The 26674-nt window shown below is 58.6% G+C and carries 26 protein-coding genes, 4 tRNA genes and 1 riboswitch; of the genes, 8 read left to right on the top strand and 22 right to left on the bottom strand.

The features are described from left to right. Positions 1-13: 13 nt before the first annotated feature. The 5 genes from flgD to ACKZ62_RS06415 form a co-directional block, all read right to left on the bottom strand. Positions 14-733, bottom strand: coding sequence for a flagellar hook assembly protein FlgD (gene flgD / locus ACKZ62_RS06435; RefSeq protein WP_032886778.1), 720 nt, complete (start codon positions 731-733; stop codon positions 14-16). 16 nt (positions 734-749) lie between these two features. Continuing rightward, on the bottom strand, positions 750-1193 hold the full coding sequence (flgC, locus tag ACKZ62_RS06430) for a flagellar basal body rod protein FlgC (RefSeq protein WP_032886776.1): 444 nt from the start codon (positions 1191-1193) through the stop codon (positions 750-752). 3 nt (positions 1194-1196) lie between these two features. Next, a complete protein-coding gene (flgB, locus tag ACKZ62_RS06425) occupies positions 1197-1604 on the bottom strand; it encodes a flagellar basal body rod protein FlgB (protein ID WP_032886775.1) in 408 nt (135 codons plus the stop codon). 312 nt (positions 1605-1916) lie between these two features. After that, on the bottom strand, positions 1917-2744 hold the full coding sequence (cheR, locus tag ACKZ62_RS06420; RefSeq protein WP_032886774.1) for a protein-glutamate O-methyltransferase CheR: 828 nt from the start codon (positions 2742-2744) through the stop codon (positions 1917-1919). Between the two features lie 44 nt (positions 2745-2788). Further along, positions 2789-3721, bottom strand: a complete 933-nt coding sequence (locus ACKZ62_RS06415) for a chemotaxis protein CheV (RefSeq protein WP_447096450.1) — start codon at positions 3719-3721, stop codon at positions 2789-2791. Positions 3722-3801: 80 nt separating this feature from the next. Here ACKZ62_RS06415 and flgA point away from each other — a divergent pair, with 80 nt between their 5' ends. The 4 genes from flgA to ACKZ62_RS06395 all read left to right on the top strand — a co-directional run bounded on the left by flgA (position 3802) and on the right by ACKZ62_RS06395 (position 6390). Continuing rightward, positions 3802-4566 (top strand): flagellar basal body P-ring formation chaperone FlgA, encoded by a 765-nt coding sequence (gene flgA, locus ACKZ62_RS06410; RefSeq protein ID WP_032886771.1) that lies wholly within the window; start codon positions 3802-3804, stop codon positions 4564-4566. Between the two features lie 141 nt (positions 4567-4707). After that, positions 4708-5025, top strand: a complete 318-nt coding sequence (flgM, locus tag ACKZ62_RS06405; RefSeq protein ID WP_447096449.1) for a flagellar biosynthesis anti-sigma factor FlgM — start codon at positions 4708-4710, stop codon at positions 5023-5025. 48 nt (positions 5026-5073) lie between these two features. Beyond that, on the top strand, positions 5074-5544 hold the full coding sequence (locus ACKZ62_RS06400) for a flagella synthesis protein FlgN (protein ID WP_032886768.1): 471 nt from the start codon (positions 5074-5076) through the stop codon (positions 5542-5544). A gap of 96 nt (positions 5545-5640) precedes the next feature. Next, positions 5641-6390, top strand: coding sequence for a flagellar brake protein (locus tag ACKZ62_RS06395; protein ID WP_032886767.1), 750 nt, complete (start codon positions 5641-5643; stop codon positions 6388-6390). A 60-nt stretch (positions 6391-6450) separates the two neighbouring features. Here the strand turns inward: ACKZ62_RS06395 and ACKZ62_RS06390 are convergent, their stop codons facing one another. Continuing rightward, on the bottom strand, positions 6451-7839 hold the full coding sequence (locus ACKZ62_RS06390; protein WP_095185681.1) for an MFS transporter: 1389 nt from the start codon (positions 7837-7839) through the stop codon (positions 6451-6453). A gap of 277 nt (positions 7840-8116) precedes the next feature. Next, positions 8117-8193: transfer RNA gene (locus tag ACKZ62_RS06385), tRNA-Arg, on the bottom strand. Between the two features lie 326 nt (positions 8194-8519). Here ACKZ62_RS06385 and ACKZ62_RS06380 point away from each other — a divergent pair. The 3 genes from ACKZ62_RS06380 (at position 8520) to ACKZ62_RS06370 (ending at position 9654) form a co-directional block, all read left to right on the top strand. Next, positions 8520-8747, top strand: a complete 228-nt coding sequence (locus tag ACKZ62_RS06380) for a hypothetical protein (protein WP_032886764.1) — start codon at positions 8520-8522, stop codon at positions 8745-8747. 11 nt (positions 8748-8758) lie between these two features. Then, on the top strand, positions 8759-8938 hold the full coding sequence (locus ACKZ62_RS06375) for a PA3371 family protein (RefSeq protein ID WP_442117837.1): 180 nt from the start codon (positions 8759-8761) through the stop codon (positions 8936-8938). Between the two features lie 389 nt (positions 8939-9327). Further along, positions 9328-9654, top strand: coding sequence for an Arc family DNA-binding protein (locus tag ACKZ62_RS06370; RefSeq protein WP_003175643.1), 327 nt, complete (start codon positions 9328-9330; stop codon positions 9652-9654). A gap of 107 nt (positions 9655-9761) precedes the next feature. Here the strand turns inward: ACKZ62_RS06370 and mgtE are convergent, their stop codons facing one another. The 8 genes from mgtE to ltaE all read right to left on the bottom strand — a co-directional run bounded on the left by mgtE (position 9762) and on the right by ltaE (position 17502). Further along, positions 9762-11204, bottom strand: a complete 1443-nt coding sequence (gene mgtE, locus ACKZ62_RS06365; RefSeq protein ID WP_032886762.1) for a magnesium transporter — start codon at positions 11202-11204, stop codon at positions 9762-9764. A 339-nt stretch (positions 11205-11543) separates the two neighbouring features. Beyond that, a tRNA-Arg gene (locus ACKZ62_RS06360) sits at positions 11544-11620 on the bottom strand. Between the two features lie 72 nt (positions 11621-11692). Beyond that, positions 11693-11769 (bottom strand) — tRNA-Arg (locus tag ACKZ62_RS06355). A 108-nt stretch (positions 11770-11877) separates the two neighbouring features. Further along, positions 11878-11968: transfer RNA gene (locus ACKZ62_RS06350), tRNA-Ser, on the bottom strand. Between the two features lie 62 nt (positions 11969-12030). Next, positions 12031-12219: a carbon storage regulator CsrA gene (csrA, locus tag ACKZ62_RS06345; protein ID WP_003175645.1), complete on the bottom strand. Its 189-nt coding sequence runs from the start codon at positions 12217-12219 to the stop codon at positions 12031-12033. 175 nt (positions 12220-12394) lie between these two features. Continuing rightward, entirely contained in the window at positions 12395-13636 is a 1242-nt protein-coding gene (locus ACKZ62_RS06340; RefSeq protein WP_032886761.1) for an aspartate kinase, read from the bottom strand. 96 nt (positions 13637-13732) lie between these two features. Continuing rightward, positions 13733-16351: an alanine--tRNA ligase gene (alaS, locus tag ACKZ62_RS06335; RefSeq protein ID WP_032886760.1), complete on the bottom strand. Its 2619-nt coding sequence runs from the start codon at positions 16349-16351 to the stop codon at positions 13733-13735. 146 nt (positions 16352-16497) lie between these two features. Then, entirely contained in the window at positions 16498-17502 is a 1005-nt protein-coding gene (gene ltaE, locus ACKZ62_RS06330; protein WP_032886759.1) for a low-specificity L-threonine aldolase, read from the bottom strand. A gap of 191 nt (positions 17503-17693) precedes the next feature. Continuing rightward, a riboswitch (FMN riboswitch) is annotated at positions 17694-17863 on the top strand. 97 nt (positions 17864-17960) lie between these two features. Between ltaE and ACKZ62_RS06325 the strand changes: the two genes are divergently transcribed. After that, positions 17961-18470, top strand: coding sequence for a 6,7-dimethyl-8-ribityllumazine synthase (locus tag ACKZ62_RS06325; protein WP_095185700.1), 510 nt, complete (start codon positions 17961-17963; stop codon positions 18468-18470). 133 nt (positions 18471-18603) lie between these two features. Here the strand turns inward: ACKZ62_RS06325 and astE are convergent, their stop codons facing one another. From astE to ACKZ62_RS06290, 7 genes are all read right to left on the bottom strand, one after another. Further along, on the bottom strand, positions 18604-19608 hold the full coding sequence (gene astE / locus ACKZ62_RS06320) for a succinylglutamate desuccinylase (protein ID WP_032886757.1): 1005 nt from the start codon (positions 19606-19608) through the stop codon (positions 18604-18606). 11 nt (positions 19609-19619) lie between these two features. After that, on the bottom strand, positions 19620-19910 hold the full coding sequence (locus ACKZ62_RS06315) for a hypothetical protein (RefSeq protein WP_003214319.1): 291 nt from the start codon (positions 19908-19910) through the stop codon (positions 19620-19622). A gap of 24 nt (positions 19911-19934) precedes the next feature. Then, the gene (gene astB, locus ACKZ62_RS06310) at positions 19935-21281 is read right to left on the bottom strand and encodes an N-succinylarginine dihydrolase (protein ID WP_095185702.1); all 1347 of its coding nucleotides are present in this window, start codon (positions 21279-21281) and stop codon (positions 19935-19937) included. 156 nt (positions 21282-21437) lie between these two features. Beyond that, positions 21438-22907 carry a succinylglutamate-semialdehyde dehydrogenase gene (astD, locus tag ACKZ62_RS06305; protein WP_447096943.1) on the bottom strand — a complete coding sequence of 490 codons (1470 nt, stop codon included), beginning with the start codon at positions 22905-22907 and terminating at the stop codon, positions 21438-21440. Beyond that, positions 22904-23929: an arginine N-succinyltransferase gene (gene astA, locus ACKZ62_RS06300; protein WP_032886754.1), complete on the bottom strand. Its 1026-nt coding sequence runs from the start codon at positions 23927-23929 to the stop codon at positions 22904-22906. Before astA ends, astD begins: the two co-directional genes overlap by 4 nt. Positions 23930-23980: 51 nt before the next feature. Then, positions 23981-25000 carry an arginine/ornithine succinyltransferase subunit alpha gene (gene aruF, locus ACKZ62_RS06295; RefSeq protein ID WP_032886753.1) on the bottom strand — a complete coding sequence of 340 codons (1020 nt, stop codon included), beginning with the start codon at positions 24998-25000 and terminating at the stop codon, positions 23981-23983. A 196-nt stretch (positions 25001-25196) separates the two neighbouring features. Beyond that, entirely contained in the window at positions 25197-26417 is a 1221-nt protein-coding gene (locus tag ACKZ62_RS06290) for an aspartate aminotransferase family protein (RefSeq protein ID WP_447096448.1), read from the bottom strand. Positions 26418-26674: the final 257 nt, after the last annotated feature.

The following is a 26674-nucleotide window of genomic DNA, read 5'->3' as shown; positions in this document are numbered from 1 at the left end:
TAGTTAGCCGGCTCTATGTACCGATAGTCTGAATTTGCGACAGCTTGACGCTGCCCATGCCACCCGCAAGGTTCAGCAGCATCTCGCCACCGGTCTTGCTCAAAGTCACGCTGGTCACCGTTGCCGGCAACGAAGTGGCCAGGGCCACTGAATCGCCCGCGTCATTCTTGGTCGTGGCCGCGAAGGTGTAGGTGCCCGCCGGAGCCACCTCACCCGCATCGTTCTTGCCATCCCAGATGAAGCTCGCGGTGCCTGCGCTCTGGGCACCCATATCAATGGTGCGCACCAAGTTGCCATCTTTGTCTGTGATCTTGATGGCGACGTTGCCGGTGGCTGCAGTCACAGCTACCGAACCGTTCATGCTCTTGCTCGTATCCACCAGGGCCTTGTCGGTCTGGGTGATGATCGAACGCCCAACCAGCGACGAAGCCTGCAGCGCCTGGGAGGAGCTGAAGTTGCTGGAAATTGCATTCACCGAGTCGTTGAGGGTGTTGATGCCTTCCAGGCTGCTGAACTGGGCCAGTTGGGCCACAAATGCACCGTTGTCCTGAGGCGACAGCGGGTCCTGGTTTTTCAGCTGGGTGACGAGCAGCTGCAGGAATGCATCTTTACCCAACGACTGATTGCCGGTAGCAGCAGCAGCCGTACTCGCGACATTGTTTGTTGCAGTGCTGACCTTGGAATTGAAAAGGTCCTGGACTGCCGAATTAGTAGACGTATCAACGATGGCCATTATTTGGCGCCCCTTATCACTGACCCAGGGTCAGGACCTTCTGCATCATGGTTTTGGCGGTGTTCATCATTTCCGCATTGGTCTGGAACGAGCGGCTGGCGGAAATCATGTCGGCCATTTCCTCGACCACGTTGACGTTCGGGTAGTACACGTAGCCTTTTTCGTTCGCAGCCGGGTGGTTCGGCTCGTAGCGGGCTTCGAGGTTGCTCTGGTCTTCGACCACGCCGAGCACCTGCACGCCAGAGCCTGCTGCGCCCTGCTCCTGAAACAACGAATCGCTGCCGCCGTTCTGGCCGCCCTGGAACATGGTGGCGAAGACCGGGTGACGCGCACGGTAGGTCTGGTCAATGCTCGAAGACACAGTCTCGGCGTTGGCGATGTTACTGGCGACGGTGTTGAGACGCGTGGTCTGGGCGCTCATGCCACTACCGGCAATATTGAAAACACTGGACAGGGACATGGCTTACTCTCCACGAAGGGCCGACATCAGCCCTTTGAATTTGCTGTTGAGCAGCGTAAAGCTGGCTTGGAAGTTCACCGAGTTCTCGGCGTAGGCCGATTGCTCCAGCTGGGCGTCGACGGTGTTCTGGTCGATCGACGGCTGCATCGGCGTGCGATACAGCAGCGACTCGTCACCACTGCTCAGACCTTGTGCTTCGATATGACGGTTGTTGGTCATGTTCAAGGCGAAGGTGCCGTTCTTGGTCTTGTCCTGCTGTGCGGCAAGCACGGCGGAGAAGTCCAGGTCCCGAGCCTTGTAGTTCGGGGTATCGGCGTTGGCAATGTTGTTGGCCAGGACTTCAGCACGCTGGGCGCGGAAGCCCAGGGCTTTTTCGTGGATACCGAGCGCTTTATCGAAGCTGATGCTCATGGCGGAAACCTTTAGGCTGACCTGCTGTTCGTTAACTGGGTTATAGCAAAGCGCATGCCAGTTTCTGAAAAGCCCATGAATCAAGGGTTTACGGGAATATTGCCGGCGGCAATGCCAGAAAAGCGGCAACGGGTCTCCGCGTAGCGCCAGTAAAGCGGCAATCCGGCTTGCCGCTATCCTGAGGATTGCCGCACAAAAAAAATGTGGGAGGGGGCTTGCCCCCGATAGCGGTGTATCAGTGATAGATGCATCAACTGAACCACCGTTATCGGGGGCAAGCCCCCTCCCACATTCTTGACCGCGTACGCTTTATTACTTGGCCTGGTAGATGATCCCAGGGCTGCACTGCACCATCTGGAAATGATCCGGCAGGCCATTGAGCGCCTCGGAAGCACCGAGGAACAAGTAACCGCCACGCTTGAGGGTGCCGTGGATGCGCAAGAGGATGTCTTTCTTCACTTCGGCCGAAAAGTAGATCAGCACGTTGCGGCAAAACACCATGTCGAACTTGCCAAGGCTGGCGTAGCTATCAAGCAGGTTGAACGAGCGGAACTCAACGCGGCTCTTGATTGGCGCCTTGATCGCCCAACGCCCCGCCCCTTTCGGGTCGAAGTAACGTTGCAGGCGTTCCTGGGACAACCCACGTCCCAGAGCCAGGCTGTCGTACTCGCCGGTCTTGCAATTAGTGAGCATGGTGCCGGACAGGTCAGTGGCAACAATTTGTGCCCCGGCCTTCAACTGACCCATGTTTGTCCGCTCGAACTCATCAATGGACATCGAGATAGAGTACGGTTCCTGCCCCGAGGAGCAGGCTGCCGACCAGATGCGCAAACGCTGGCCCGGGCTGGCCTTGATAGCCTCCGGCAGCACTTTGCTCTTGAGCACTTCAAAGGGGTAAGTATCACGAAACCAAAGGGTTTCGTTGGTGGTCATGGCATCGACCACCATTTCTTTGAGACCACTGCGCGGCTGCCCCTGGATCCGTTGAACCAACTCGCCCAGGGACTTGATGCCCTGCTGCTCCATCAGTTTGTTAAGACGGCTGGATACCAGGTATTGCTTGTTTTCACCGAGCAATATGCCACAGGCTTTTTCCAGGAAGACCCGGAACTGTTCAAAATCCAAATTACCCGTAGACACTGATACCGCCTCTAAAATCGTAAGACCGCCAGGGCAACAAGCCCTTAGCTGTGATCTGCTGCCTTGATCCGGTCGACTACCCGGGATGCCAGGTCATCAGGACGGAATTTGGCCAGGAAGTCATCGGCACCGACCTTCTTGACCATCGCCTGATTGAATACGCCCGACAACGAAGTATGCAGGATGATATGCAATTTTTGCATGCGTGGATCGCTGCGTATCTCAGCCGTGAGGGTGTAGCCGTCCATTTCCGGCATCTCGATGTCGGAGATCATCATCAAGAATTCTTCTTCCGGTTTCTTGCCTTCATCCACCAGCTTGCGCAGGTAATCCAGCGCCTGGCGACCATCATTAAGCGCCACCACTTCCACGCCGACGGTTTGCAGGCAACGGGTCACCTGCTTGCGTGCCACCGAGGAGTCATCCACCGTGAGCACACGCAGCGAGACCGCCTTATGCGCCGTTTCGGCATCCACCACGCCCACGGAAATCGATTCCGAGGTCGGCGCAACTTCGGCGAGGATCTTCTCCACGTCGATGATTTCCACCAACTGGTTATCGACCCGCGTCACCGCCGTGAGGTAGTGGTCGCGGCCAGTGCCCTTGGGCGGCGGATGAATCTCTTCCCAGTTCATGTTGACGATGCGCTCCACCGAGCGCACCAGGAAGCCCTGGGTCTTGGTGTTGTACTCGGTGATGATTACGAACGGGTTCTCGCGGTCCTGCAGGCCAGCCGAACCGGTGGCCAGGGCCAGGTCAAGAATCGGGATGGTCGCGCCACGGATGTTGGCTACGCCACACACCACAGGGCTGGACTTGGGCATGATCGTCAGCGTGGGACATTGCAGCACTTCCCGCACCTTGAACACATTGATGCCGTACAGCTGTTTGCCATCCAGGCGAAAAAGCAACAACTCCAGGCGATTCTGCCCTACCAGCTGTGTGCGCTGGTTTACTGAATCCATTACTCCTGCCATGCCCAGACTCCTACGCTAAAACCTTGAAGGTGCGACGCGCACCCAACACTAAACGGCACGAGCTTTGCTATTTATTGGCCATGGATATTAAAACGACAGTTTCCCGACGCCTTCGATTCCCACAGTACCGCAGATTGCTCTGCGCCTCGGTGGCATTGCTTGCTTCCTGCCTCGGCGCCACGGCCCGCGCAGATAACGTCACCTTGCCTGATCTACTTATCGGCGTCACTCAGGGCTTTCTTGAGTTCACTGTAGAAGATTATCTGGCGACCACCCAGACACCGGGCCGTTATGAAATCCAGGTCAACCAGTTGGACCCGCGCCTGCGCATGCCTATGTGCGACAAGGAATTGACAGCGACCCTGGAAAGCCCTGCCCAGCCTATCGGCCGCGTGACGGTGCGGGTGCGCTGCGATGGCGCCTCGCCCTGGACGGTGTTTGTGCCGGCACAGGTCAAGCTATTCCGCGATGTAGTGGTGGTGGCCCGACCGCTGAAACGCACCGGTATCATTGGTTTTGAAGACGTTGTGCTGCGTGAACGCGACATCAGCCTGATCAACCAGGGCTATCTCACATCAGTGGACCAGGCCATCGGGCAGAAATTGACCCGACCAGTGGTCACCGATCAGGTGATTACGCTGGTGCATCTGGAACAGGCCGAGGTCATTCGCAAGGGCGATCAGGTGGTGATTTCCGCGAGCAGCGGAGGATTGAATGTGAAAATGCCTGGCGAAGCACTGTCCAACGGCGGCATGAGCGAACAGATTCGAGTCAAGAACCTCAACTCCAACCGCGTGATCAAGGCGCGGGTGACAGCCCCAGGGCAAGTCGAGGTCGCTTTATAGATTACTGGTACAGGACGCTGGGTTTTCCTACACTGTGCACGAGAAGTCCCGTGCGGAGATTTATTGTCATTCGCGCCTAAAGTTTGTCCGGGTATGGCCGAAAACATGGCAAGCGTCCAAATACCCAGAGGTTTTTTTATCATGGTCATCGATTTCAGCCGTTTGAATAACTCCCCGACGACGTCAGGCACTACGCGCACCACCAGCACCAAGGACAGCGTAGAAGCCAAGGCCCCGGCGCTGCCCGTCAAGGCAGAACAGGCCAGCCAGAGCGGGGAATCCGTACACCTGAGCAATGAGGCTCAACAGTTGCAGAAGGTCACTGACTCGCTGCGCGATCAACCCGTGGTCAATAAAGCCCGTGTGGCCGAATTGAAACAGGCAATCGCCGATGGCAGCTATAAAGTCGACAGCAACCGTGTAGCCAGCAAGCTGCTTAATTTCGAAGCCGAGCGCTAGGCAAAGGCCTGCGCAGGGCTTTTGGACGCTTAAAACCCAAGGCCAGCCATGCATCACGACGAACATTTGCTGCAACTGATCATTGATGATCTAGCGCCGACGCAACAATTGCTGGAGCTGCTAAGAGAGGAATCACTGGCCCTTTACGGCCGGGATATGCCGTTGCTGGAAGAAATTCTGGCGCGCAAACAGTCGCTGATTGTCCTCTTGGAACAGCACGGCAAAAAACGCAGCCAGATCCTGATCAGCCTTGGCCTGCCGGCAGACCACGACGGCTTGGCGCAACTGGCCAGCCACTCCTCGGTCGGCGATCAGCTCCTGAGCCAGAGCAAAGAACTCAACCAATTGCTCGCCCAGTGCCAGGAAGCCAACCTGCTTAACGGTCAGTCGATCCAGCTTCAGCAAGCCACGACTGCCAACCAGTTGCGCATACTCCACGGCGGAGAGCCGCCGGCACTGTATAACGCCCAGGGATCAACCTCGCGCCTGGTCAAGCCAAGCACCCGCAGCCAAGCCTGACGCCAGTTTACTGTGCGCCCTATCCAAGGCGCGCCACATGCTGGCAAAATGCCGGTTCTTGCGTGTAGTCGTATTTTGTCTGGAGATGGAAGAACCGTGTTCAACGCCCTTAATGCGGAAGATGCGCCGCAGCCACCCAAGGTGCTCACCACGCCTCTGGAAATCGCAGGCACCTTGCGGATGCTGCAAGACAGCCATGACCCGCTGATCATCACCTTCCATGAGCGCAGCCAGCGCTTCCAGAGCTATCTGGTGGACGTCAACCGTGACAGCAGCACGCTGGCGCTGGACGAAATGATCCCCCGTGATGGCGAACGCCACCTCGAAAACGGCGAACCCTTCCGTATCGAAGGCTTCCACGACGGCGTGCGCGTCGCCTGGGAAAGCACCGGCAACCTCAAAATCAGCGAAAAAGATGGCCACCGTATCTACACCGGCAGCCTGCCGGACGAGGTGGTCTACCATCAGCGCCGCAATGCATTTCGCGCCGCGCTGAAGCTGGCACAACTGGTGAACATCGAGCTCGGCGGCGAAAAACTCAAGGCGCCGGTCAACGGCAAATTGCTCGATATCTCCGCCACCGGCTGCAAACTGCGCTTTGAAGGCGACATCTCCGAACGCTTGCAACTGGGCCAGGTCTACGACCGCTTTATCGCCGCCCTGCCGTTTGGCAGCATGACCACTTCGGTCGAGCTGCGTTACCTGCACTTCGAAGAGAAGATAAACACCACCTTTGCCGGCGTGCGCTTCCACAATATGAGTGGCCTGGTGCAGCGCCAAGTCGAACGTTTTGTGTATCAACTGCAGCGAGAAGCGCGGCGCTTCGACAAGGACGACGATTTTTAATCATTAAAGATCGCGGCAAAAAAACGGGCAGATCCTTTGGGGATCTGCCCGTTTTTGCTTTCAGGGGCGCGCCCTGCTCAAGTCATGCGGATGCTCTTCCGGCCCCAGAGGTTCCGGCGGACCGACAAAGGCTGGCTCATCTACTGGCGGCTGGGGATCAGTTTCCGGCTCAGGCTCAGGATCAGGGACATTCTGCATCTGCTCCTGCACCACTTGCTCATCGACCCGTGGATCAAGCGCGGCCACCAGCGGCGAACTCGACATGCTGTCGGGCATCGCCACGTGATGCAGGGGGGCGTCCTCCACTTGATGCAAATTGGTCACCGCCTTCGGCCGGATGCGCCATACCAGGATCAACGCACACAGACTGAAGAAGGCATACAGCATTTGGCTGCCGAACATCTTCATGATCACGCCTGCCAGCAACGGCCCGATACTCGCACCAACGCCATAAGTCACCAGCAGCATGGCGGTCAGCGATACTCGACGATCGCCTTCCACATGGTCATTGGAAAACGCCACCGCCAGCGGGTACAGACAGAACTGCACCAGCGAACACAGGAAGCCCGCGACAAACAGCACTTCCAGCGGCACCTGAGTCATGATCGCCAGCGGCAAGGCCGCTACCGCCAGGCACAAGGCAAAACAACGAATCAACAGCGCCCTATCATAACGATCCGACAACCAGCCCAGAGGCCACTGCACCAGCAGTCCGGCAAAAATGCAGCTACCCATGAACAGGCCGACTTGCTCCGTCGTGAGCCCCTGCTGGGACGCATAAAGCGGCGCCAAACCGTAAAACGAACCGACAATCAACCCCGCACCCAACACTGTACTCAGCGACTGGGGCACGCGCTTGATAAAGAAACGCGGCTCCATCGGCGCGGGGTGTAAGGCCGCCGGGTGAATACGTCGAGTCATGGCCACCGGCACCAGGCACAGGGCAAAGCACAGCGCTACCAGCATCAGCAACTCAAGGCCAAGCTGGGGATGCATGACCAGGATCAATTGACCCAGCACCAGCCCAAGGTAGGACGCGATCATATAGCCGCTGAATACCACGCCCCTCTGCTTGGCATCCGCCTGCTCATTGAGCCAGCTCTCGATGACCATGTACTGGCACATCATTCCGAGGCCGACGATCATCCGCAGCACGATCCAGGCCGGCAACCAGTCGATCAGGCCATGGCCCAGCACCGCCGCGCCGACGATACCGGCGCAGGTGGCATAGGCACGGATGTGCCCGACTCTCGCAATCAAGCGGTGCCCGATCTTGCCGCCCAAAACCAGGCCAAAGTAGTTGGCCGCCATCAGCGCACCCACCCATAGGCTGTCGACATGGTCGGCCGCCAGACGCAAGGCCAGGTAGGTACTGAGCAGGCCAGAGCCGATCAGCATCATCAAGGACGCGAAATAAAGGGCTCGAAAAGATTTCCAGATCTGACGCATCGGCGTTCCGAGCGGCTCCTTGCAGTGAGAGACAGGGCTATCGGCATGATAGTCCTGGGTGGCCGGTTCCGGACAGGCGGTATGAGCTGTTTCCGGGGATTAATTTGCTTGAACAGCTCAGACGACACGGGGCGTCGTAAGAGGTACACCATCGCGAAAAATACCCGACAGCACCTGCTGTGAACATTGATCGGCGGCAAGGTTCGATTGTTGTTTGAAAAGACCGAGCACGCACAAAAAAGCCCCGCCCAGAATAGTCTGTGCGGGGCTTTGGAACTGGTGTCCCAGGGCCGGTTCGAACGGCCAACCTTCCCCTTAGGAGGGGGATGCTCTATCCAATTGAGCTACTGGGACAAATGACAGCCGTCGGGCCAAGGGCATTGCGACGGACGGCGTGCATGTTAACGGCCGAGTTAGGTTTTGTCATGTCGTCCGTGGGCTTTTTGAGTGTAGGAGGATCCGCGCCCCGGAGGTCGCGGTTTCGACCCGCAAATACGGGCACTCAGGCTAATCGTGCAAAATGCACTCCCCCAAAATGCCAGCATTGCAAATTGCAAGCCTTTGACATCTTTATAAAGACCTAAACCATTGATTTTATTGAATTAATAGGTTGGCACGACACCTGCAATACTTCTCCCATACCACCCCTTCAGCCACGGCGTTAAGCGGAGAACATGACCATGAACAGTGCCCTTTTGTTAACCCTTAACGCCATCGCTCTGGCTACGCTGGTCACATTCCATTTTCAGTCGGCGGGCGATAATGACCCAGCACAGATCAGCCAGGCTGTTCCGCACCACTTGCAACAACGCCCGCAGCTGGCAGTCATGACGCCGAACGCGCAATCCCCGGTACGCTTGACTCAAGGCACTCAGGCCGCACCGGCCTCCGAACACTGGGTTTTTTAAGGTAACCGCTCATGACCAAAACTGCCTGGCTTTTTCTGTGCCTGACGACTATCACTGGCATCTACGGGTTGGGTGCCGAATCCCAGGACACTCAACTCAACGCACTGATTGCGAGCGGTGTCTGCGCCTGCATTCTACTGCTGGCCCTTGTTATGGGTCGCCGCATCAAATTCGACCCGGTTTTGCGCTGACCCCCTCCCCCCTCGTCCTACCTTATGTCGCCTCGCCCTAGTAAATCGGCAAATTGCCACTAGTCTTAAACGCAGGGGCAAAAGGCCACTTTGCTATACGATGTGCCGCCCGAACGCCCCGTTGCGGCCCGTTCTACGGGAAGATCGTCAAGCGTCCCTCTCGCAGAAAAGTTTTCCAACCAGTCCGCAAAAATGCAAATCAGTGCTGGCATAAAGCCTTTAGGCAGTTCAATATTTGTCACAGAATTGACGCCAAGGAACTGGCAAATCTGAGGCATGATGCGGCCTCTTTGCAATTCGGGTTGAACTTTGGTCGTGAGTCTTGTCTTAACTCTCATCGCTTGCGGCCAATTCCAGAAACCGCTCCCCTGAACTAACCGGTTAAATATATGCGCCCATTGAAACAGGCAATTTATTCCAGCCGTACGGCTGACAAGTTCGTCGTACGTCTGCCAGACGGAATGCGGGAACGCATTGCCGAGGTGGCTCGCAATCATCACCGCAGCATGAACTCCGAAATCATCGCGCGCCTGGAACAGAGCCTTATTCAGGAAGGTGCGCTAGGTGACGAGTTGAGCATGCGCCTGGATAGTCCTGAGCTGTCACTGCATGAACGCGAACTGCTGCAGCGTTTTCGTCAGCTCTCCCATCGCCAGCAAAATGCCCTCGTCTCGCTTATCGCGCACGACGTAGAGGCGGCCGCAGAAGCCAATTGATCTGCAACTGAAAGCCGAGGCCAGCCATGTGCTGGCTTTTTTTTGCCTGGAATTTAGAAAGGTAATGCGAGGCTGGGGGGCAAATTTGCCCCCACCGTCGGAAGGGATCAGAGCAGGAAGATCGTCGCCAGACCCAGGAAGATAAAGAAGCCGCCACTGTCGGTCATGGCGGTGATCATCACGCTGGCGCCCATGGCTGGATCTCGGCCGAGGCGCGCCAGGGTCATGGGGATCAGCACACCCATTAGCGCTGCCAGGAGCAAGTTGAGCGTCATAGCGGCGGTCATCACCACCCCCAGCGACCAGCTGCCATAGAGCAAGTAAGCCACCAGACCAATCACACCACCCCATACCAGGCCGTTGATCAGACCCACTGCCAGCTCCTTGCGCAGCAGGCGCGAAGAGTTGGCGGTACTCACCTGATCCAGCGCCATGGCGCGTACGATCATAGTAATGGTCTGATTACCGGAGTTACCGCCAATACCTGCCACAATCGGCATCAACGCAGCCAAAGCCACCAGTTTTTCGATAGACCCCTCAAAAAGCCCAATCACACGAGAGGCTATAAATGCCGTGATCAGGTTCACCGCCAGCCAGGCCCAGCGGTTATGCAGCGAACGCCAGACCGACGCAAAAATATCTTCCTCTTCACGCAAACCCGCCATGTTGAGGACTTCGGTTTCACTCTCTTCACGAATAAGGTCGACGATTTCGTCGATGGTCAGACGGCCGATCAGCTTGCCGTTCTTGTCGACCACGGGCGCCGAGATCAAGTCGTAGCGCTCAAAAGCCTGCGCCGCGTCGTAGGCGTCTTCGTCCGGATGAAAACTGACGGTATCGCTCGCCATCAGGTCAGCAACCCTTTTTTCAGGATCGTTGACCAGCAGCCGCTTGATCGGCAGCACGCCCTTGAGAATGCCTTCGTAGTCAACCACGAACAGTTTGTCGGTATGACTCGGCAGCTCTTTCAAACGACGCAGGTAACGCAACACCACTTCAAGGCTGACATCCTCTCGGATGGTGACCATCTCGAAGTCCATCAGCGCGCCGACCTGGTCCTCGTCATAGGACAACGCGGAGCGCACGCGCTCACGCTGTTGGCCGTCGAGTGCCTCCATCAGCTCATGGACAACATCACGGGGCAGCTCAGGGGCCAGGTCAGCCAGTTCGTCGGCGTCCATTTCCCTGGCCGCAGCCAGGAGCTCGTGATCGTCCATGTCGGCGATCAGGGTTTCACGAACAGAATCGGATACTTCGAGCAGGATGTCGCCGTCGCGGTCGGCCTTGACCAACTGCCAGAGGGTCAGTCGATCATCGAGCGGCAAGGCTTCGAGAATGTAGGCAACGTCGGCGGAGTGCAGATCATCGAGCTTGCGCTGCAATTCGACGAGGTTTTGCCGGTGAACCAGGTTTTCGACGCGGTCGTGGTTTGGACCTTCCTGGCGATGCGTAAGGTCTTCGACCACGCGCTGGCGCTGCAGCAGCTCAATGACTTGAGCCAAGCGATCTTGCAGGCTTTCTTGTGTTTTCTTTACTTCTACTTCGGTCATAGGCGAACTCCACTCCCAGCAGCGGGGCACGCCGGAAGGATCAATCAGTCAATTCATGATTGGTAAAGCGGGGTACTGAGTAACTACTGGGTAAGTCCATGGAGGTATTCCACAAGCCCCGGCGGGGCTGACGGGCGCAATGATACACCGACCGACCATCTTAAATGTCAAAAAACTGGAAAGAACAAGCGCTTGCGAGCCAAAGCTGAGTATTGGCTGCATCTTAGAACTGCGACGCCACGGCGCGAAGGGAAAACACACAAGGAAGGAGAAAAAGATAAAGTCCGACACAAACCCCAGACGGCAAAAAGCCCGCACTAGGCGGGCTTTTTGTTTGTATGGTGCACTCGACAGGATTCGAACCTGTGACCGCTCGGTTCGTAGCCGAGTACTCTATCCAGCTGAGCTACGAGTGCAGATTGTGTTTTTAGACCAGATCACAACTGGTTGAAGCCAAGTTAACCGCATTACTGCAACTAACTCTTAAATGGTGCACTCGACAGGATTCGAACCTGTGACCGCTCGGTTCGTAGCCGAGTACTCTATCCAGCTGAGCTACGAGTGCATTTGTTGCCGCGCATTATAGGCCGTTCAATCTCTATGTAAAGCTATTTTTTCGTTAATTTTCAACAACTTACCGAAAAAACCAGATTGCAACGTACTAAGCAAATAATGGCGGAGAACGGGGGATTCGAACCCCCGACACCCTTTTGAGGTGTACTCCCTTAGCAGGGGAGCGCCTTCGGCCACTCGGCCAGCTCTCCGCAACACGGGGCGTATATTAACCACGTTCCTCCCCGTTTGCAAACATAAAAAACGATAAAAATTAAAGGCTTGGTTCTTCGTCCTTCTCTTTCTTGATCCGCAGGTAGATTTCCTCGCGGTGGACCGCTACCTCTTTCGGAGCATTAACCCCGATACGTACTTGATTGCCTTTGACGCCGAGCACGGTCACGGTGATTTCGCCATCACCGATAATCAGGCTTTCTGCGCACCGACGAGTCAGAATCAGCATACCTTTCTCCTCACGCATTTCATTTCAGGAACAACAGTCTGCAAAAAAAAGGCGTTCGACCTACGACCCGAGAGTCATAGCCCTAACGACCTAAGTATTGTCGAGCGCACACAAAAGACCATGCGCCCTACAAAAAAAGGAAAGGCGCGGTAGACCGCGCCTTCCTGGCACTACATCACTCGCCCTGTCGGGCCGGAGCGTCTAGCTCAAACGCGGTATGCAGCGCGCGCACAGCAAGCTCCAGGTACTTCTCTTCGATCACTACCGAGACTTTGATTTCAGACGTGGAGATCATCTGGATATTGATGCTTTCCTTGGCCAGAGCCCCAAACATACGGCTGGCAACGCCGGCATGGGAACGCATGCCCACACCCACGATCGACACCTTGGCAATCTTGATATCGCCGACCACTTCACGGGCGCCAATCTCGCTCGCGGTGTTCTCCAGGATTTTCAATGCCGCATCGTACTCGTTGCGGTGCACAGTGAACGTGAAATCGGTGGTGTTATCGTGCGAGACGTTCTGCACGATCATGTCGACTTCAACATTCGCATCACTGATCGGGCCCAGAATCTTGAAGGCCACGCCCGGGGTGTCTGGCACGCCACGGATCGTCAGCTTGGCTTCATCGCGGTTGAAAGCGATGCCGGAAATGATCGGCTGTTCCATGGATTCCTCTTCATCAATAGTAATGAGGGTGCCCGGACCCTCTTTGAAGCTGTGCAATACGCGCAGCGGAACGTTGTACTTGCCGGCGAACTCCACCGCGCGGATCTGCAAAACCTTGGAACCGAGGCTGGCCATTTCCAGCATCTCTTCGAAGGTGATCTTGTCCAGACGCTGGGCCACGGAAACGACACGCGGGTCAGTGGTGTAGACGCCATCCACATCGGTGTAGATCTGGCACTCATCAGCCTTGAGAGCTGCCGCCAGAGCCACGCCGGTAGTGTCCGAACCACCACGCCCGAGGGTGGTGATGTTGCCGTGTTCATCCACACCCTGGAAGCCCGCTACAACTACCACGCGGCCAGCTTTCAGATCAGTGCGAATTTTCTGATCATCGATCTGCAGAATGCGCGCCTTGGTGTGCGCACTGTCGGTGAGGATACGCACCTGGCTGCCCGTGTAGGACACCGCAGGAACGCCACGCTTGTTCAGGGCCATGGCCAGCAAGGCGATGGTCACCTGCTCACCAGTAGAGACGATCACGTCCAGCTCACGCGGGAGCGGTTGCTGGTCGCCACTGATTGCCTTGGCCAGCTCGATCAAGCGATTGGTCTCGCCGCTCATGGCCGACAGCACCACCACCAGGTCGTCGCCAGCATCGCGGAATTTCTTAACCTTGTCGGCAACCTGCTCGATTCTTTCGACAGAGCCGACCGAGGTGCCTCCAAATTTCTGTACGATCAAAGCCATTTCTAAGCCGCCTCAGCCCGTAAAGGGGCGCCTAAATATCCAATCAACCAGCACCGAACAAGCCCGCGACTAGACCACGGGCCAGTTAACAGCGCCTTAAATACCTGCCTCGACAAACGGCACGGTCAGGGCCAGGGCCGCATCCAGAGCACCGGCATCGACACCACCGCCTTGCGCCATGTCCGGACGACCACCGCCCTTCCCGCCCACCGCCGCGGCGGCTTGCTTCATCAAATCACCGGCCTTGAGTTGGCCAGTCAGGTCTTTGGTTACACCGGCAACCAGAACGACCTTATCCTCATGGACACCGCCGAGCAGGATCACTGCGCGGCCGAGCTTGTTCTTCAACTGATCGACCAGGGCCAACAGCGCCTTACCATCCTGACCATCCAGGCGCGCCGCCAGGACTTTCACGTCCTTGACGTCCACCGCAGAAGACGACAGATCGTCGCCCGCCGCACTGGCTGCCTTGGCCTGCAACTGCTCCAGCTGTTTTTCCAGAGCACGGTTGCGCTCCAACACGGCGGACAGCTTGTCGATCAGGTTGTCGCGGCTGCCCTTGACCAGGCTGGCCGCTTCCTTGAGTTGTTCTTCGGCCGCATTGAGGTAGGCCAGGGCCGCAGCGCCAGTCACCGCCTCGATACGTCGCACACCGGAGGCCACACCGCCTTCACTGATGATCTTCAGCAGGCCAATGTCGCCCGTGCGGTTGGCGTGGATACCACCACACAGTTCCACCGAGAAGTCGCCGCCCATGCTCAGTACGCGCACGTTGTCGCCGTACTTCTCGCCGAACAGTGCCATGGCGCCCTTGGCCTTGGCGGTCTCGATATCGGTTTCCTCGGTTTCAACCGGGGTGTTCTTGCGCACTTGTGCATTGACGATATCTTCCAGGGCCTTGATCTGCTCCGGCTTAATCGCTTCGAAGTGGCTGAAGTCGAAACGCAGACGCTGGCTATCGACCAACGAACCCTTCTGTTGGACGTGCTCACCCAGCACCTGACGCAATGCAGCGTGCAGCAAGTGAGTGGCCGAGTGGTTCAAGGCGGTTGCATGCCGTACTTCGGCATCGACCTGCGTGTCCACTGGCGCGCCGACCGTCAAGTTGCCCAGCACCAACACGCCGTGATGCAGGAACGCACCGCCGGTCTTAGTGGTGTCACGCACTTCAAAACGACCCGATGTCGAGCTCAGGAAACCACAGTCACCGATCTGGCCGCCCGACTCGGCGTAGAACGGCGTCTGGTCCAGGACCACAACGGCTTCGTCGCCTTCATTTAGAACGTCGACCGACTTGCCATCTTTATAGAGGGCAACGATCTTGGCCGAGCCAAGGGTCGCCTTGTAGCCAGTGAACTCGGTAGGCACATCAACTTTGACCAGGGTGTTGTAGTCCAGGCCAAAGGAGCTGGCGGAGCGAGCACGTACGCGCTGGGCTTCCATCTCACGCTCGAAGCCGGCTTCATCAATGGTCAGCTCGCGCTCACGGGCGATGTCAGCGGTCAGGTCCATCGGGAAGCCATAGGTATCGTAAAGCTTGAACACCACATCGCCCGGCACCACGGTGCCTTTGAGCTCAGCCAGGTCCTGTTCCAGGATCTTCAGACCGTGCTCCAACGTCTTGGTGAACTGCTCCTCTTCAGCCTTGAGCACGCGCTCGATGTTGCCCTGCTGCTGCTTGAGTTCTGGAAACGCTTCGCCCATCTCAGCCACCAAGGCGGCAACGATTTTGTAGAAGAAGCTGCCGGTGGCGCCCAACTTGTTACCGTGGCGGCAGGCTCGACGAATGATGCGGCGCAGCACATAGCCACGGCCTTCGTTGGACGGCAGCACTCCGTCGGCAATCAGGAAGCCGCAGGAACGAATATGGTCCGACACAACCTTGAGCGAAGACTGGCCCTCATTGGCGCAACCAATGGCCGCCGCCGACGCGCTCAGCAGGTTGGTAAACAGGTCGATTTCATAGTTGGAGTGAACGTGCTGCATCACCGCACTGATCCGCTCCAGGCCCATGCCGGTGTCCACCGACGGCGCTGGCAGCGGATGCAACACGCCATCGGCGGTGCGGTTGAACTGCATGAATACGTTGTTCCAGATCTCGATGTAACGGTCGCCGTCTTCTTCCGGCGAGCCCGGCGGGCCACCCCAGATGTCGGCGCCGTGATCGTAGAAGATCTCGGTGCAAGGGCCACATGGGCCGGTATCGCCCATCGTCCAGAAGTTGTCGGAGGCGTAAGGCGCGCCCTTGTTGTCGCCGATGCGAATCATGCGCTCGGCAGGCACACCGATTTGTTGGGTCCAGATGTCATACGCTTCATCGTCCGTCGCGTAGACGGTGACCCAGAGTTTTTCCTTTGGCAGCTTCAGCACGCCGGTCAGGAAGGTCCAGGCGAAGGTAATCGCATCTTTTTTGAAATAGTCACCGAAGCTGAAGTTACCCAGCATTTCGAAGAACGTGTGGTGACGGGCGGTATAGCCGACGTTTTCCAGGTCACTGTTCTTGCCGCCGGCACGTACGCACTTCTGGCTGCTGGTGGCGCGGGTGTAGGCGCGCTTTTCCTGGCCCAGGAAGCAGTCCTTGAACTGGTTCATCCCCGCGTTAGTGAACAGCAGGGTTGGGTCATTGCCTGGGATCAAAGAGCTGGAGGCGACACGGGTGTGACCTTGCTCTTCGAAGAAGCGAAGGAAGGCTTCACGGATTTCTGCGCTTTTCATTAGGTTCTTCCACGGAGGCTGCGGCCAAAGGCCAGTGCGCAACATCATCAGACGGAGCGACGGCAAAAGGCCGCATTATATCGGCCCTTTGCCGGGGGTACAGCGTGTTTATGCGATAGAGACGCTCAATTAGACGGTCTGCACGATCATTTGCGCGAAAATTCGACGAATGTCGCAAGCACCTGCTCGATCTGCGCCCGGCTGACATCCAGATGAGTGACCATACGAAGGCGTGGCGCGGCGCTCAACTTGATCCCGCGCTCGGCAGCAAAGGCCTTCAAGGCCTGGGCCTGATCGCCGATCTGCACGTAGACCATGTTGGTCTGCACCGGCTCGACCTCATACCCCGCTTTGCGCAGCTCTTCGCCCAGCCACTGAGCGTTGGCGTGGTCATCAGCCAGGCGTTGCACCTGATGATCCAAGGCATACAGCCCCGCCGCAGCCAGGGAACCGGCCTGGCGCATACCGCCACCGACCATCTTGCGCAAACGCCGGGCCTTGGCGATCAACATCGTAGAGCCGCACAGCACCGAGCCGATGGGGGCACCGAGCCCCTTGGACAGGCACACCGACACCGAATCGAAATGCTGGGCGATCTCCCGCGCATCCACCCCAAGCTTGACCGCCGCGTTATAGATTCGCGCGCCATCCAAATGGAGGGCCAAGCCATGTTCACGGGTAAACGCCCGCGCCTTGGCCAGGTATTCCAAGGGCAGCACTTTGCCTTGCATGGTGTTTTCCAGAGCCAGCAAGCGGGTGCGGGCGAAGTGGAAATCGTCCGGCTTGATCGCGTCCCGTACATGGTTCAAATCCAGGGAGCCATCCGCCTGCACTTCCAGCGGCTGCGGCTGGATCGAACCCAGCACCGCTGCACCACCGCCTTCATATTTGTAGGTGTGGGCCTGCTGGCCGACGATATATTCCTCGCCGCGCTCACAATGAGCCATCAATGCCAGTAGATTGCTCATGGTGCCGGTGGGCACGAACAACGCCGCAGCAAACCCAAGGCGCTTGGCCAATTCAGCTTCCAGCAGATTGACGCTGGGGTCTTCACCGTAGACGTCATCGCCGCTGACGGCAGTGGCCATCGCGTCCAGCATGCCGGGGGTGGGTTGGGTCACGGTATCGCTGCGCAGGTCAATCACGGTCATGAAACAGGCCTCTAACAGGTTAAGTACGTCCTTTTATCGATGATTACTGCGGGCAAAGCCCCGGAATATCAAGCCCCGTTTACATTCAATCGAATACCAACCAAACAAACCGATATAGGTTATCGATACGGCGTCCGTGCAGTTTTTGAAAAACCATGTTAAAAATCTCCCCGCCGCCAGGGTTCTGGTGGCAACGTTCTCAGGGCGGGGTGTAATTCCCCACCGGCGGTAATTACACGCAATGTGTATAGCCCGCGAGCGCTTGGCGCCTCGAACTGCTCACGCGGGACGGCGACAAGGTCAGCAGACCCGGTGTGATCCCGGGGCCGACGGTCATAGTCCGGATGAAGAGAGAACGGGATTGAGACCTAAGGGCCGCGCGCCTATTGACGCATGCGTACCCTTAAATCCCATTCGATTCATAACGCCCTGTTTTTTTCTTAAACAGGAGTCAGAACATGCAACCCACCGCTATCGACAGCAAAAGCAAAAACCACTACGGCGAGCGCGTCGCGTTTATCCAAGCCTGCTGGCACAAGGATATTGTCGACCAATCCCGTAAAGGCTTCCTCGCCGAAATGATCGCCCAGGGCTACCAGGAATCGGACATCGATTTCTTCGAAGTCGGCGGCGCCTTTGAAATGCCCCTGCACGCCAAGCTACTGGCCAAGACCGGTCGTTACGCCGGTATCGTTGCCGCCGCGCTGGTGGTGGACGGTGGCATCTACCGTCACGAATTCGTCGCCCAATCGGTGGTCAGCGGCCTGATGCAGGTGCAACTGGAAACTGAAGTGCCGGTGTTCTCGGTATCGCTGACGCCGCATCACTTCCACGCGGGCAGCGAGCACCACGCGTTCTTCCATGATCACTTTGTGCACAAGGGCCAGGAAGCGGCGAAGACCTGCGCAGATACCCTGCACAAGGTACGGGCGATCCGTCGTAGCGAGCCACGGGCGGTAGCGGTCTAAGCAATACTGCAAAACAAAATGTGGGAGGGGGCTTGCCCCCGATAGCAGTGTGTCATTCAGCTCATCTGTAGCTGAGACACCGCCATCGGGGGCAAGCCCCCTCCCACATTTGCATCCGGTTACGCCTTGAGACCTATGCCAGGCCAGCGTCCGTGGTCGGCACAATCAATATCCCTGCCCGCAAACCATTCTTCACCTTAGGGTTGGGAAAGATGATGCGTGCGCCCTCCTCCTCGATCACCCAACGCGTCTTGGCCACATCTTCGGCCAGCAGATAACCCTTTTCCAATTCCGAAAAGTTTTCCACGTCAGCCGGCAAGTGCAGCAGGAAAGCATCACTGTGCTTGATGACTTCACGCGACACGGCGAACAGTTTCAACCCGTCCAGGCTGTCAGTCTCAGGCTCCGTGCCTTCGATGATCTGTTTGAGGCGCAGCTCCAGGCGGGAAACATTCACCCCTTGGTTCTGCCCGAATGGCCGCGCCTTGCCCAGTTCCAGGGTGAAAGCTTCGGCGTCCAGTTGCTCGTAGGTAAACGCCGTGAAGGTGATCGACGTCTTGTTCTGCAGTAGCACCGCTTCCATGCCGGCAGCGTTCAAACGCGCCAGTTCGCGACGCGAATGCTGGCGCCCGTCTTTCCAGGGGTACAGGGCAAACTGCTCAATCTTCGAGCCGCGAATGGCGGTGTGCAAATCGTAATGCAGGCGCGAACGGCCAGGCTGGCTGAAGAAGCTACGGGCCAGTTGTTCAAGCTCGGCGGCGCGCATGGCTTCGGGGCCGATGTTTTTTTCGTGACGGCCGTTGAACAGCCGGTTGACGTCCAGTTCGAGGTAACGCTCGCCGCGGCGCATCGCCTCGGGGTTGCCGAACAGGAACAGAATACGAGTGCGGGGTTTGATCTCCCCACGGGCGATGCCATGCAACAAGCGGTCGAGCAGTTCGATCGGCGCGGTTTCGTTGCCATGGATGCCGGACGACAGCAGCAGGTCGCTGCCATTGTCCCGTGCTTCAGGAGGACGCACTTCAAGCGCGCCCTCGCTGAGCCAGCGCATCTGCACGCCGTCGACAGTCGATTGAATTTTTTGCGCCGGTTCACGACCGGCGAGGGTCAGTTCAAGCAATTTGCCGAGGGCGAGCATACGCAGCTTCCTTAGTGGTTGCAGCCTGGGCCGTGGACGTGATCGTCGTCATCACCTTCAACGTCGGCCGGTTCCATTTCCAGTTGCAGGCTCATCAGGTTGGTGGCCAGTGGGCGCATCAGCAGGTTGGCGTATTCGGCATCGCCTTCTTCGACGTCCACACCGATCAGCAGTTGGCCACGGCCGTCGTGCTGGATCCAGATTTCCTTGCCCTGCCAGACCACGGCGACGCGGGTGCAGGAGGTTTCCAGCTGGGTGCCGTCGGTGTCTTCAAGGATCAGCTTCAGGGTGTCGGTGGTCATAAAATAGTTCTCAGCCGTGCGGCGTTAATTGATCTGGAAAGGATAAACCGAGCCCAGTTTAAGGATTTGCGTCAGTTCATCCAGTGCCGTCCGGCACTCAAGCAGCAACTGCGGGTCAGCCAGGTCGGTTTCACGCAGGCTGTCGCGGTAGTGTTTGTCGACCCATTGGGTAAGCGTGTCGTACAACGGCGCGGTCATGATAACCCCTGGATTCACCGCCGCCAGTTCCGTTTCGTTCAGCGCCACGCGCAAGCGCAGGCACGCCGGGCCGCCGCCGTTCTGCATGCTCTGCTTGAGGTCGAAGACCTTCACTTCGCGGATCAGCCCACCCGCAGCGGTCAGGCCTTGCAGGTAATGCCACACGCGCTCATTGGCGCGACACTCTTCTGGCACGATCAACAGCATCGAGCCGTCAGGTCGGGTCAGCAACTGGCTGTTGAACAGGTAGGAACGCACTGCGTCCTCGACGCTGACCTGGGCGCGCGGCACACACACCGACTGGAAGTTGCCGCCCACTTTGCCCAACTTTCCTTGCAGTTCGGCGAGCATTTGTTCGGTATTGAGGAACGCATCCTCGTGATAGAACAGCACTTCGCCGTTGCCCACCGCGATCACGTCGTTGTGGAACACACCCGCATCAATCACGGCCGGGTTCTGCTGGGCGTAGACCACGCCGTCGTCTTTCAAACCGTGCAGACGGGCGACGGCCTGTGAGGCTTCGAGGGTCTGGCGTGCCGGGTATTTCTGGGGGGCCGGGTAACGGGGATCGAACGCGCTGCGGCCGAACACAAAAAACTCTACCCCGGCCTCGCCATATTCACGGCAAAAACGCGTGTGGTTGGCCGCGCCTTCGTCGCCGAACTGCGCCACCGCCGGCAATGCGGCGTGATGGGCAAAGTGTTTCTGGTCAGCAAACATCGCGCCCAGCACGCGGCTGGTGGTCGGGTGTTCAATGCTGCGGTGGTACTTGCAGTTGAGGTTGGCGGCGGTGAAATGCACGCGACCATCCGCCGTGTCAGCGCTCGGGCTGACCGTGGCGGCGTTGGCCACCCACATGCTCGACGCAGAGCAACTGGCGACCAACAACGGCATGGCCTGCTTGGCCGCCTGCTGGATCACCTGGGCATCGGTCCCGCTGAAGCCAAGGCTGCGCAAGGCGGCCACGTCCGGGCGCTCTTGGGGCGCGAGTACGCCTTGCACAAAGCCCATGTCCATCAGGGCTTTCATTTTTTGCAGGCCCTGCAACGCTGCTTCCTTGGGGTTGGAATGCTGCTGGCTGTTGCTCTGGGACGCGACGTTGCCGAAGGACAAACCGCCGTAGTTATGGGTCGGCCCCACTAGACCGTCAAAATTGACTTCATAGGATTTCATCGGCGAGGCTCCACGAACATCTGTTTTTATAGGCATCGAATTACTTGAATACACCACTGAACCCCTGTGGGAGGGGGCTTGCCCCCGATAGCGGTGGATCAATCACCTGATTCATCAACTGACACACCGCGATCGGGAGCAAGCCCCCTCCCACATTTAGATCAGCGTAATGCCGGGGGTTAGCGTGGCAGGCACCACCAGGCTCGGGGTCTCCAGCGACGCCACCGGGTACGCACAATAATCCGCCGCGTAATACGCACTGGCGCGATGGTTGCCCGACGCCCCCACCCCACCGAACGGTGCGGTACTCGCAGCGCCGGTCAGTTGTTTGTTCCAGTTGACGATCCCGGCGCGGCTTTCCAGCCAAAATTGCTGGTAACGCGCCTCGGAGTCCGACAACAAACCGGCGGCCAGGCCGTACTGGGTGTTGTTGGCCTCGGCAATCGCCGCCTCAAAATCAGCGTAGCGGATCACCTGCAACAGCGGGCCGAACAGTTCTTCGTCTTCGCGCTCGGTCACGCCGGTCACGTCGATGATGCCTGGGGTCAGCAAAGCGGCCTGATCCTGCGGCTGGGTCATTTCCAGCAGCGCGACAGCGCCATTTGCCAGCATCAGCTCCTGGGCATCCATCAGCGCTTTCGCGGCGCCAAGGGAAATCACCGAGCCCATGAACGGCGCCGGTTGCTGGTCGAACGCACCGACTTCAATCGTCGCACTCACCGCCACCAGCCGCGCCAGCAATGCATCGCCCCAGGCGCCTTCCGGCACCAGCAGGCGACGGGCGCAGGTACAACGTTGGCCGGCAGAGATAAACGCCGACTGGATAATGGTGTAGACCGCCGCATCCACATCGGCCACTTCGCCCACCACCAGCGGGTTGTTGCCGCCCATTTCCAGGGCCAGGATTTTGTCCGGGCGTCCGGAGAACTGCTGGTGCAGGTGATTGCCGGTACGGCTCGAACCGGTAAAGAACAAACCGTCGATGCCTGGGTTGGCCGCCAACGCGATACCGGTTTCCCGCGCACCTTGCAGCAGGTTCAACACACCCGCCGGCAGACCGGCTTCGATCCAGCACTGCACGGTCAGCTCGGCGACTTTGGGGGTCAACTCGCTCGGTTTGAACAGCACGGTGTTACCCGCCAACAAGGCCGGGACGATATGCCCGTTGGGCAAATGCCCAGGGAAGTTGTAAGGGCCAAACACCGCGACCACACCGTGGGGCTTGTGGCGCAACACGGCGGTGGCGTCACCCAGGGGGCCGCTCTTCTCGCCAGTACGCTCCCGGTAGCTTTGCACCGAGATCGCAATTTTGTTGGCCATGCTGGTGACTTCAGTGGCCGATTCCCACAACGGCTTGCCGGTTTCCTCACCGATGCAGCGGGCGATTTCATCGGCGCGACGTTTAAGGGTCGCGGCGAAGGTTTCCAGCACGCTGATGCGCTCTTCCAGCGAACGCTTGGCCCAGGCCGGGAACGCCTGACGCGCGGCCTGCACAGCGGACTCGACCTGCTCGGCAGTGGCGCCGTTGCCGGCCCACAGCACGTCTTGAGTCACCGGGTTGCGTGATTCAAACAACTCACCCTGGCCAGACAGCCAGCTACCTGCGATATACAGCGAATTCATTATTTCGACTCCCGAGCAGCAGACAACGGTACAGCGCGCACTTGATCACCCACCACCAGTTGCAGGCGCTTGGCAGTCTGCGGATCGACCACCAGCGTGCCTGCCGCCAGGCGGGCCGGTGCGGCGGTGATGCGACACTCTTCGCGCTTGCGGTTATGGATCAGGAACGGCGTGGCGTCGTCCCCCGGCGTGCCGATGGCCAATACCAGCGACTGGCTGTCGCGCACCGCACGGATTTTGCTGGTCTCACACTCCACTGCCGGGCCGGCGTCGAAGATATCGACATAGCCCTGGTAACTGAAGCCTTCGCTCTTGAGCATGCTCAGCGCGGGTTCGGTGTCCGGATGGACCTTGCCGATCACGTTGCGCGCGTCTTCCGACAGGAAACAGCTGTACAACGGAAACTTCGGCATCAGCTCGGCGATAAACGCCTTGTTGCCCACGCCGGTGAGGTAGTCGGCCTGGCTGAATTCCATCTTGAAGAAGTGACGCCCCAGGCTTTCCCAGAACGGGGAACGCCCGGCATCGTTAGACACACCGCGCATCTCGGCAATGATCTTGTTGCCGAACAACTGCGGAAACTCAGCGATAAACAACATGCGCGCCTTGGCCAACATGCGGCCGTTGAGGCCGTTGCGGTAGTCGGCGTGCAGGAACAACGAGCACAACTCGGAATTGCCGGTGAGGTCGTTGGCCAGGAACAGCGTCGGAATCTCGCGGTAAATGTTCAGTTCCTGGGAGGCGCTGACGGTCAGGCCCACCCGGAAGTTATACCAAGGCTCACGCAGGCCAACGGCGCCAGCGATGGCGGAAATCCCCACCACGCGGCCTTCGTCGTTTTCCAGCACGAACAGGTAGTCCGCATCGCCACGCCCGGCGTCGCCGCGAAAGGTTTTTTCCGCCCAGCCAACCCGATGGGTCAGGCGCTCTTCGTTGGCCGGCAAGGTCGTGAGGCCGGTGCCGGTGCTGCGCGCCAGATCAATCAGGGCCGGTAAATCGCTGCTGCGTACGGGACGAACGATCATGCTATCTCCTCAGACGGGCCGCTGTTGTCAGCCACCCGCGAAACTCAGTCTTTATACCGCTACCAAGCGCACACTCGCGCCTTCGCCAACGCCCAGGGCTTCGGCAGTTGCCAAGTCCAGGGTCACCGGTTTGCCGGGCGCGTAGTCCAGCTCCAGCATCACCGCACGGTAATCCTGCAACTGCGCGTTGCTCACGAGGTATTGGCGGCCGACACCCTTGACCATCTCGCCGATCTTCACCGGAACCACGCGGCTCTGGGCAATAGAGCGAATCCCCGAAACCCGTGCATGCAGCGTGGGGCCGCCATCGAAGATGTCGATGTAATGGTCGGTCTCGAAGCCCTCGCGCATCAGGATGTCGAAGGTAATCTGCGCACGCGGGTGCACCTGGCCCATGGCTTCCTGGGCTTCGTCCGGCAACAGCGGTACGTAGATTGGGTAGTGCGGCATCAACTCGGCGAGGAACGTACGGCTTTTCAGCCCGCACAGACGCTCGGCGGCGGCGTAGTTGAGGTCGAAGAAGTTACGGCCGATGGCATCCCAGAACGGCGAATCACCGTTCTCGTCGCTGTAGCCGACAATCTCGGTCACCACCGAGTCGGCAAAGCGCTCGGGGTGGCTGGCGACGAACAGCAGGCGGCCACGGGAATTGAGTTCCGACCACGGCGAACCGACCAGCTCGGGCACCACGTAGAAACTGGTAAGCAGGCTGTTGCCGGTGAGGTCGTGGCACTGGGAAAGCACGTGGATCTTGTTGTGGATCTTCAGCTCGCGCGAGGCGTGCACGAAGGTCTCGTTACGAAAACTGTAGAAAGGCTCCGAGTAGCCGGCCGACGCGACGATGGCCGAGCAACCGGCGAGCTTGCCGGTCTCGGTGTCTTCGAGCACGAAGAAATAGCTTTCTTCACCGTTGAAACTTACCTCGGCCGCGAAGGACGCTTCGCTGGCGGCGATCTTGTCGCTGAGGCGTTCCACATCATCCGGCAAGGAGGTGACACCAATCGGGCTGTCCGCAGCCAGACGCTGTACCTCGCCCAGATCAGCCATTTGCGCGGGGCGCATCACCAGCATGGTGTCACTCCTTAACTCTAAAACTCATAGGGGAAAATTACCGGACATAGTTGGAACAACCATATTCCAATGTGGGAGGGGGCTTGCCCCCGATAGCGGTGTATCAGTCACCGGATGTATCAACTGACAGACTGCCATCGGGGGCAAGCCCCCTCCCACATTTTTGACCCAGTCCGGCCGGCAGAAGGTGTAGTTATCAGGCTTGTGTCAGGGTTTTTACTGCACGTTCGAAGCGATCCAGGCCTTCGTTGATGTCCGCTTCTTCCACCACCAGGCTCGGCGCGAAACGCACCACGTCCGGACCGGCTTGCAGGATCATCAGGTTTTCTTTCTCGGCCGCGTTGAACACGTCCTTGGCCTTGCCTTTAAACGCATCGCTCAATACGCAACCGATCAGCAGGCCCATGCCACGCACTTCGGTGAAGATGCCGTACTGCTTGCCGATCTGTTCCAGGCGCGCCTTGAACTGGTTGTGTTTGGCGTTGACGCCGGCCAGCACCTCAGGGGTGTTGATCACGTCGATGACCGCTTCGGCCACCGCACACGCCAGCGGGTTACCGCCGTAAGTGGTGCCGTGGGTGCCGACCACCAGGTGCTTGGCCAGGTCTTCGCGGGTGAGCATCGCCGCGATCGGGAAACCGCCGCCCAGGCTCTTGGCGCTGGTGAGGATGTCCGGCGTCACGCCGTAGTGCTGGTAGGCAAACAGGTGGCCGCTACGGCCCATGCCAGTCTGCACTTCGTCGAACACCAGCAGCGCATTGTTGGCGTCGCACAGTTCGCGGGCGCCTTGCAGGTAAGCCAACTCGGCCGGCAGTACGCCGCCTTCGCCCTGGATCGGTTCGAGCACCACGGCGCAGGTCTTGTCCGACACGGCGGCTTTCAGCGCAGCCAAGTCGTTGTAAGGAACGTGGGTGATGCCGGTGATTTTAGGACCGAAGCCATCGGAGTACTTCGACTGACCACCAACGTTGACGGTGAACAAGGTACGGCCGTGGAAGCTGTTCAGCGCGGCAATGATCTCGTACTTCTCGGTACCGAAACGGTCGAACGCCACGCGACGGGCCAGCTTGAACGCGGCCTCGTTGGCTTCGGCGCCGGAGTTACATAAGAACACGCGCTCGGCAAAGGTGGCGTCGATCAGCTTATGGGCCAGGCGCAGGGCCGGCTCATTGGTGAACACGTTGGAGACATGCCACAGCTTGTTGGCCTGTTCGGTCAACGCACCGACCAGCGCCGGGTGGGCGTGGCCCAACACGTTGACCGCGATGCCGCCGGCAAAGTCGATCAGCTCGCGACCCGCCTGGTCCCACACACGGGAGCCTGCGCCACGCACGGGGATGAATGCGGCAGGTGCATAGTTGGGAACCATGACCTGGTCGAAATCGGCACGTTGCACCGGGGCTTGCTCAACGGACATCGGAGTCTCCTGAAGAGGAACGCCTGCCTGGAACTGGCGGGCGATGCAGGGATTGTAAGGACAGTTTTCAGAGCGGCCTTGCCGCCAAGCGACAACTTCTTATAGCGCCAACCCGCGTTTTCAGCGGGTTTACGCCAATGCGACAAATAGCGTCGCAAAGGCGCAGTTTAAACCGTGCGTAGGCCTCGTGGGCAGGGGATGACAGGATCTTCGCAAATCAGCCCCAGCGCGCTGCGCTAACTGTCTACCGCCCAACG

The sequence above is a fragment of the Pseudomonas sivasensis genome, from assembly GCF_052938085.1.
The sequence above is the reverse complement of the archived record's forward strand: the minus strand, read 5'-3'. Positions and strand labels throughout refer to the sequence as shown.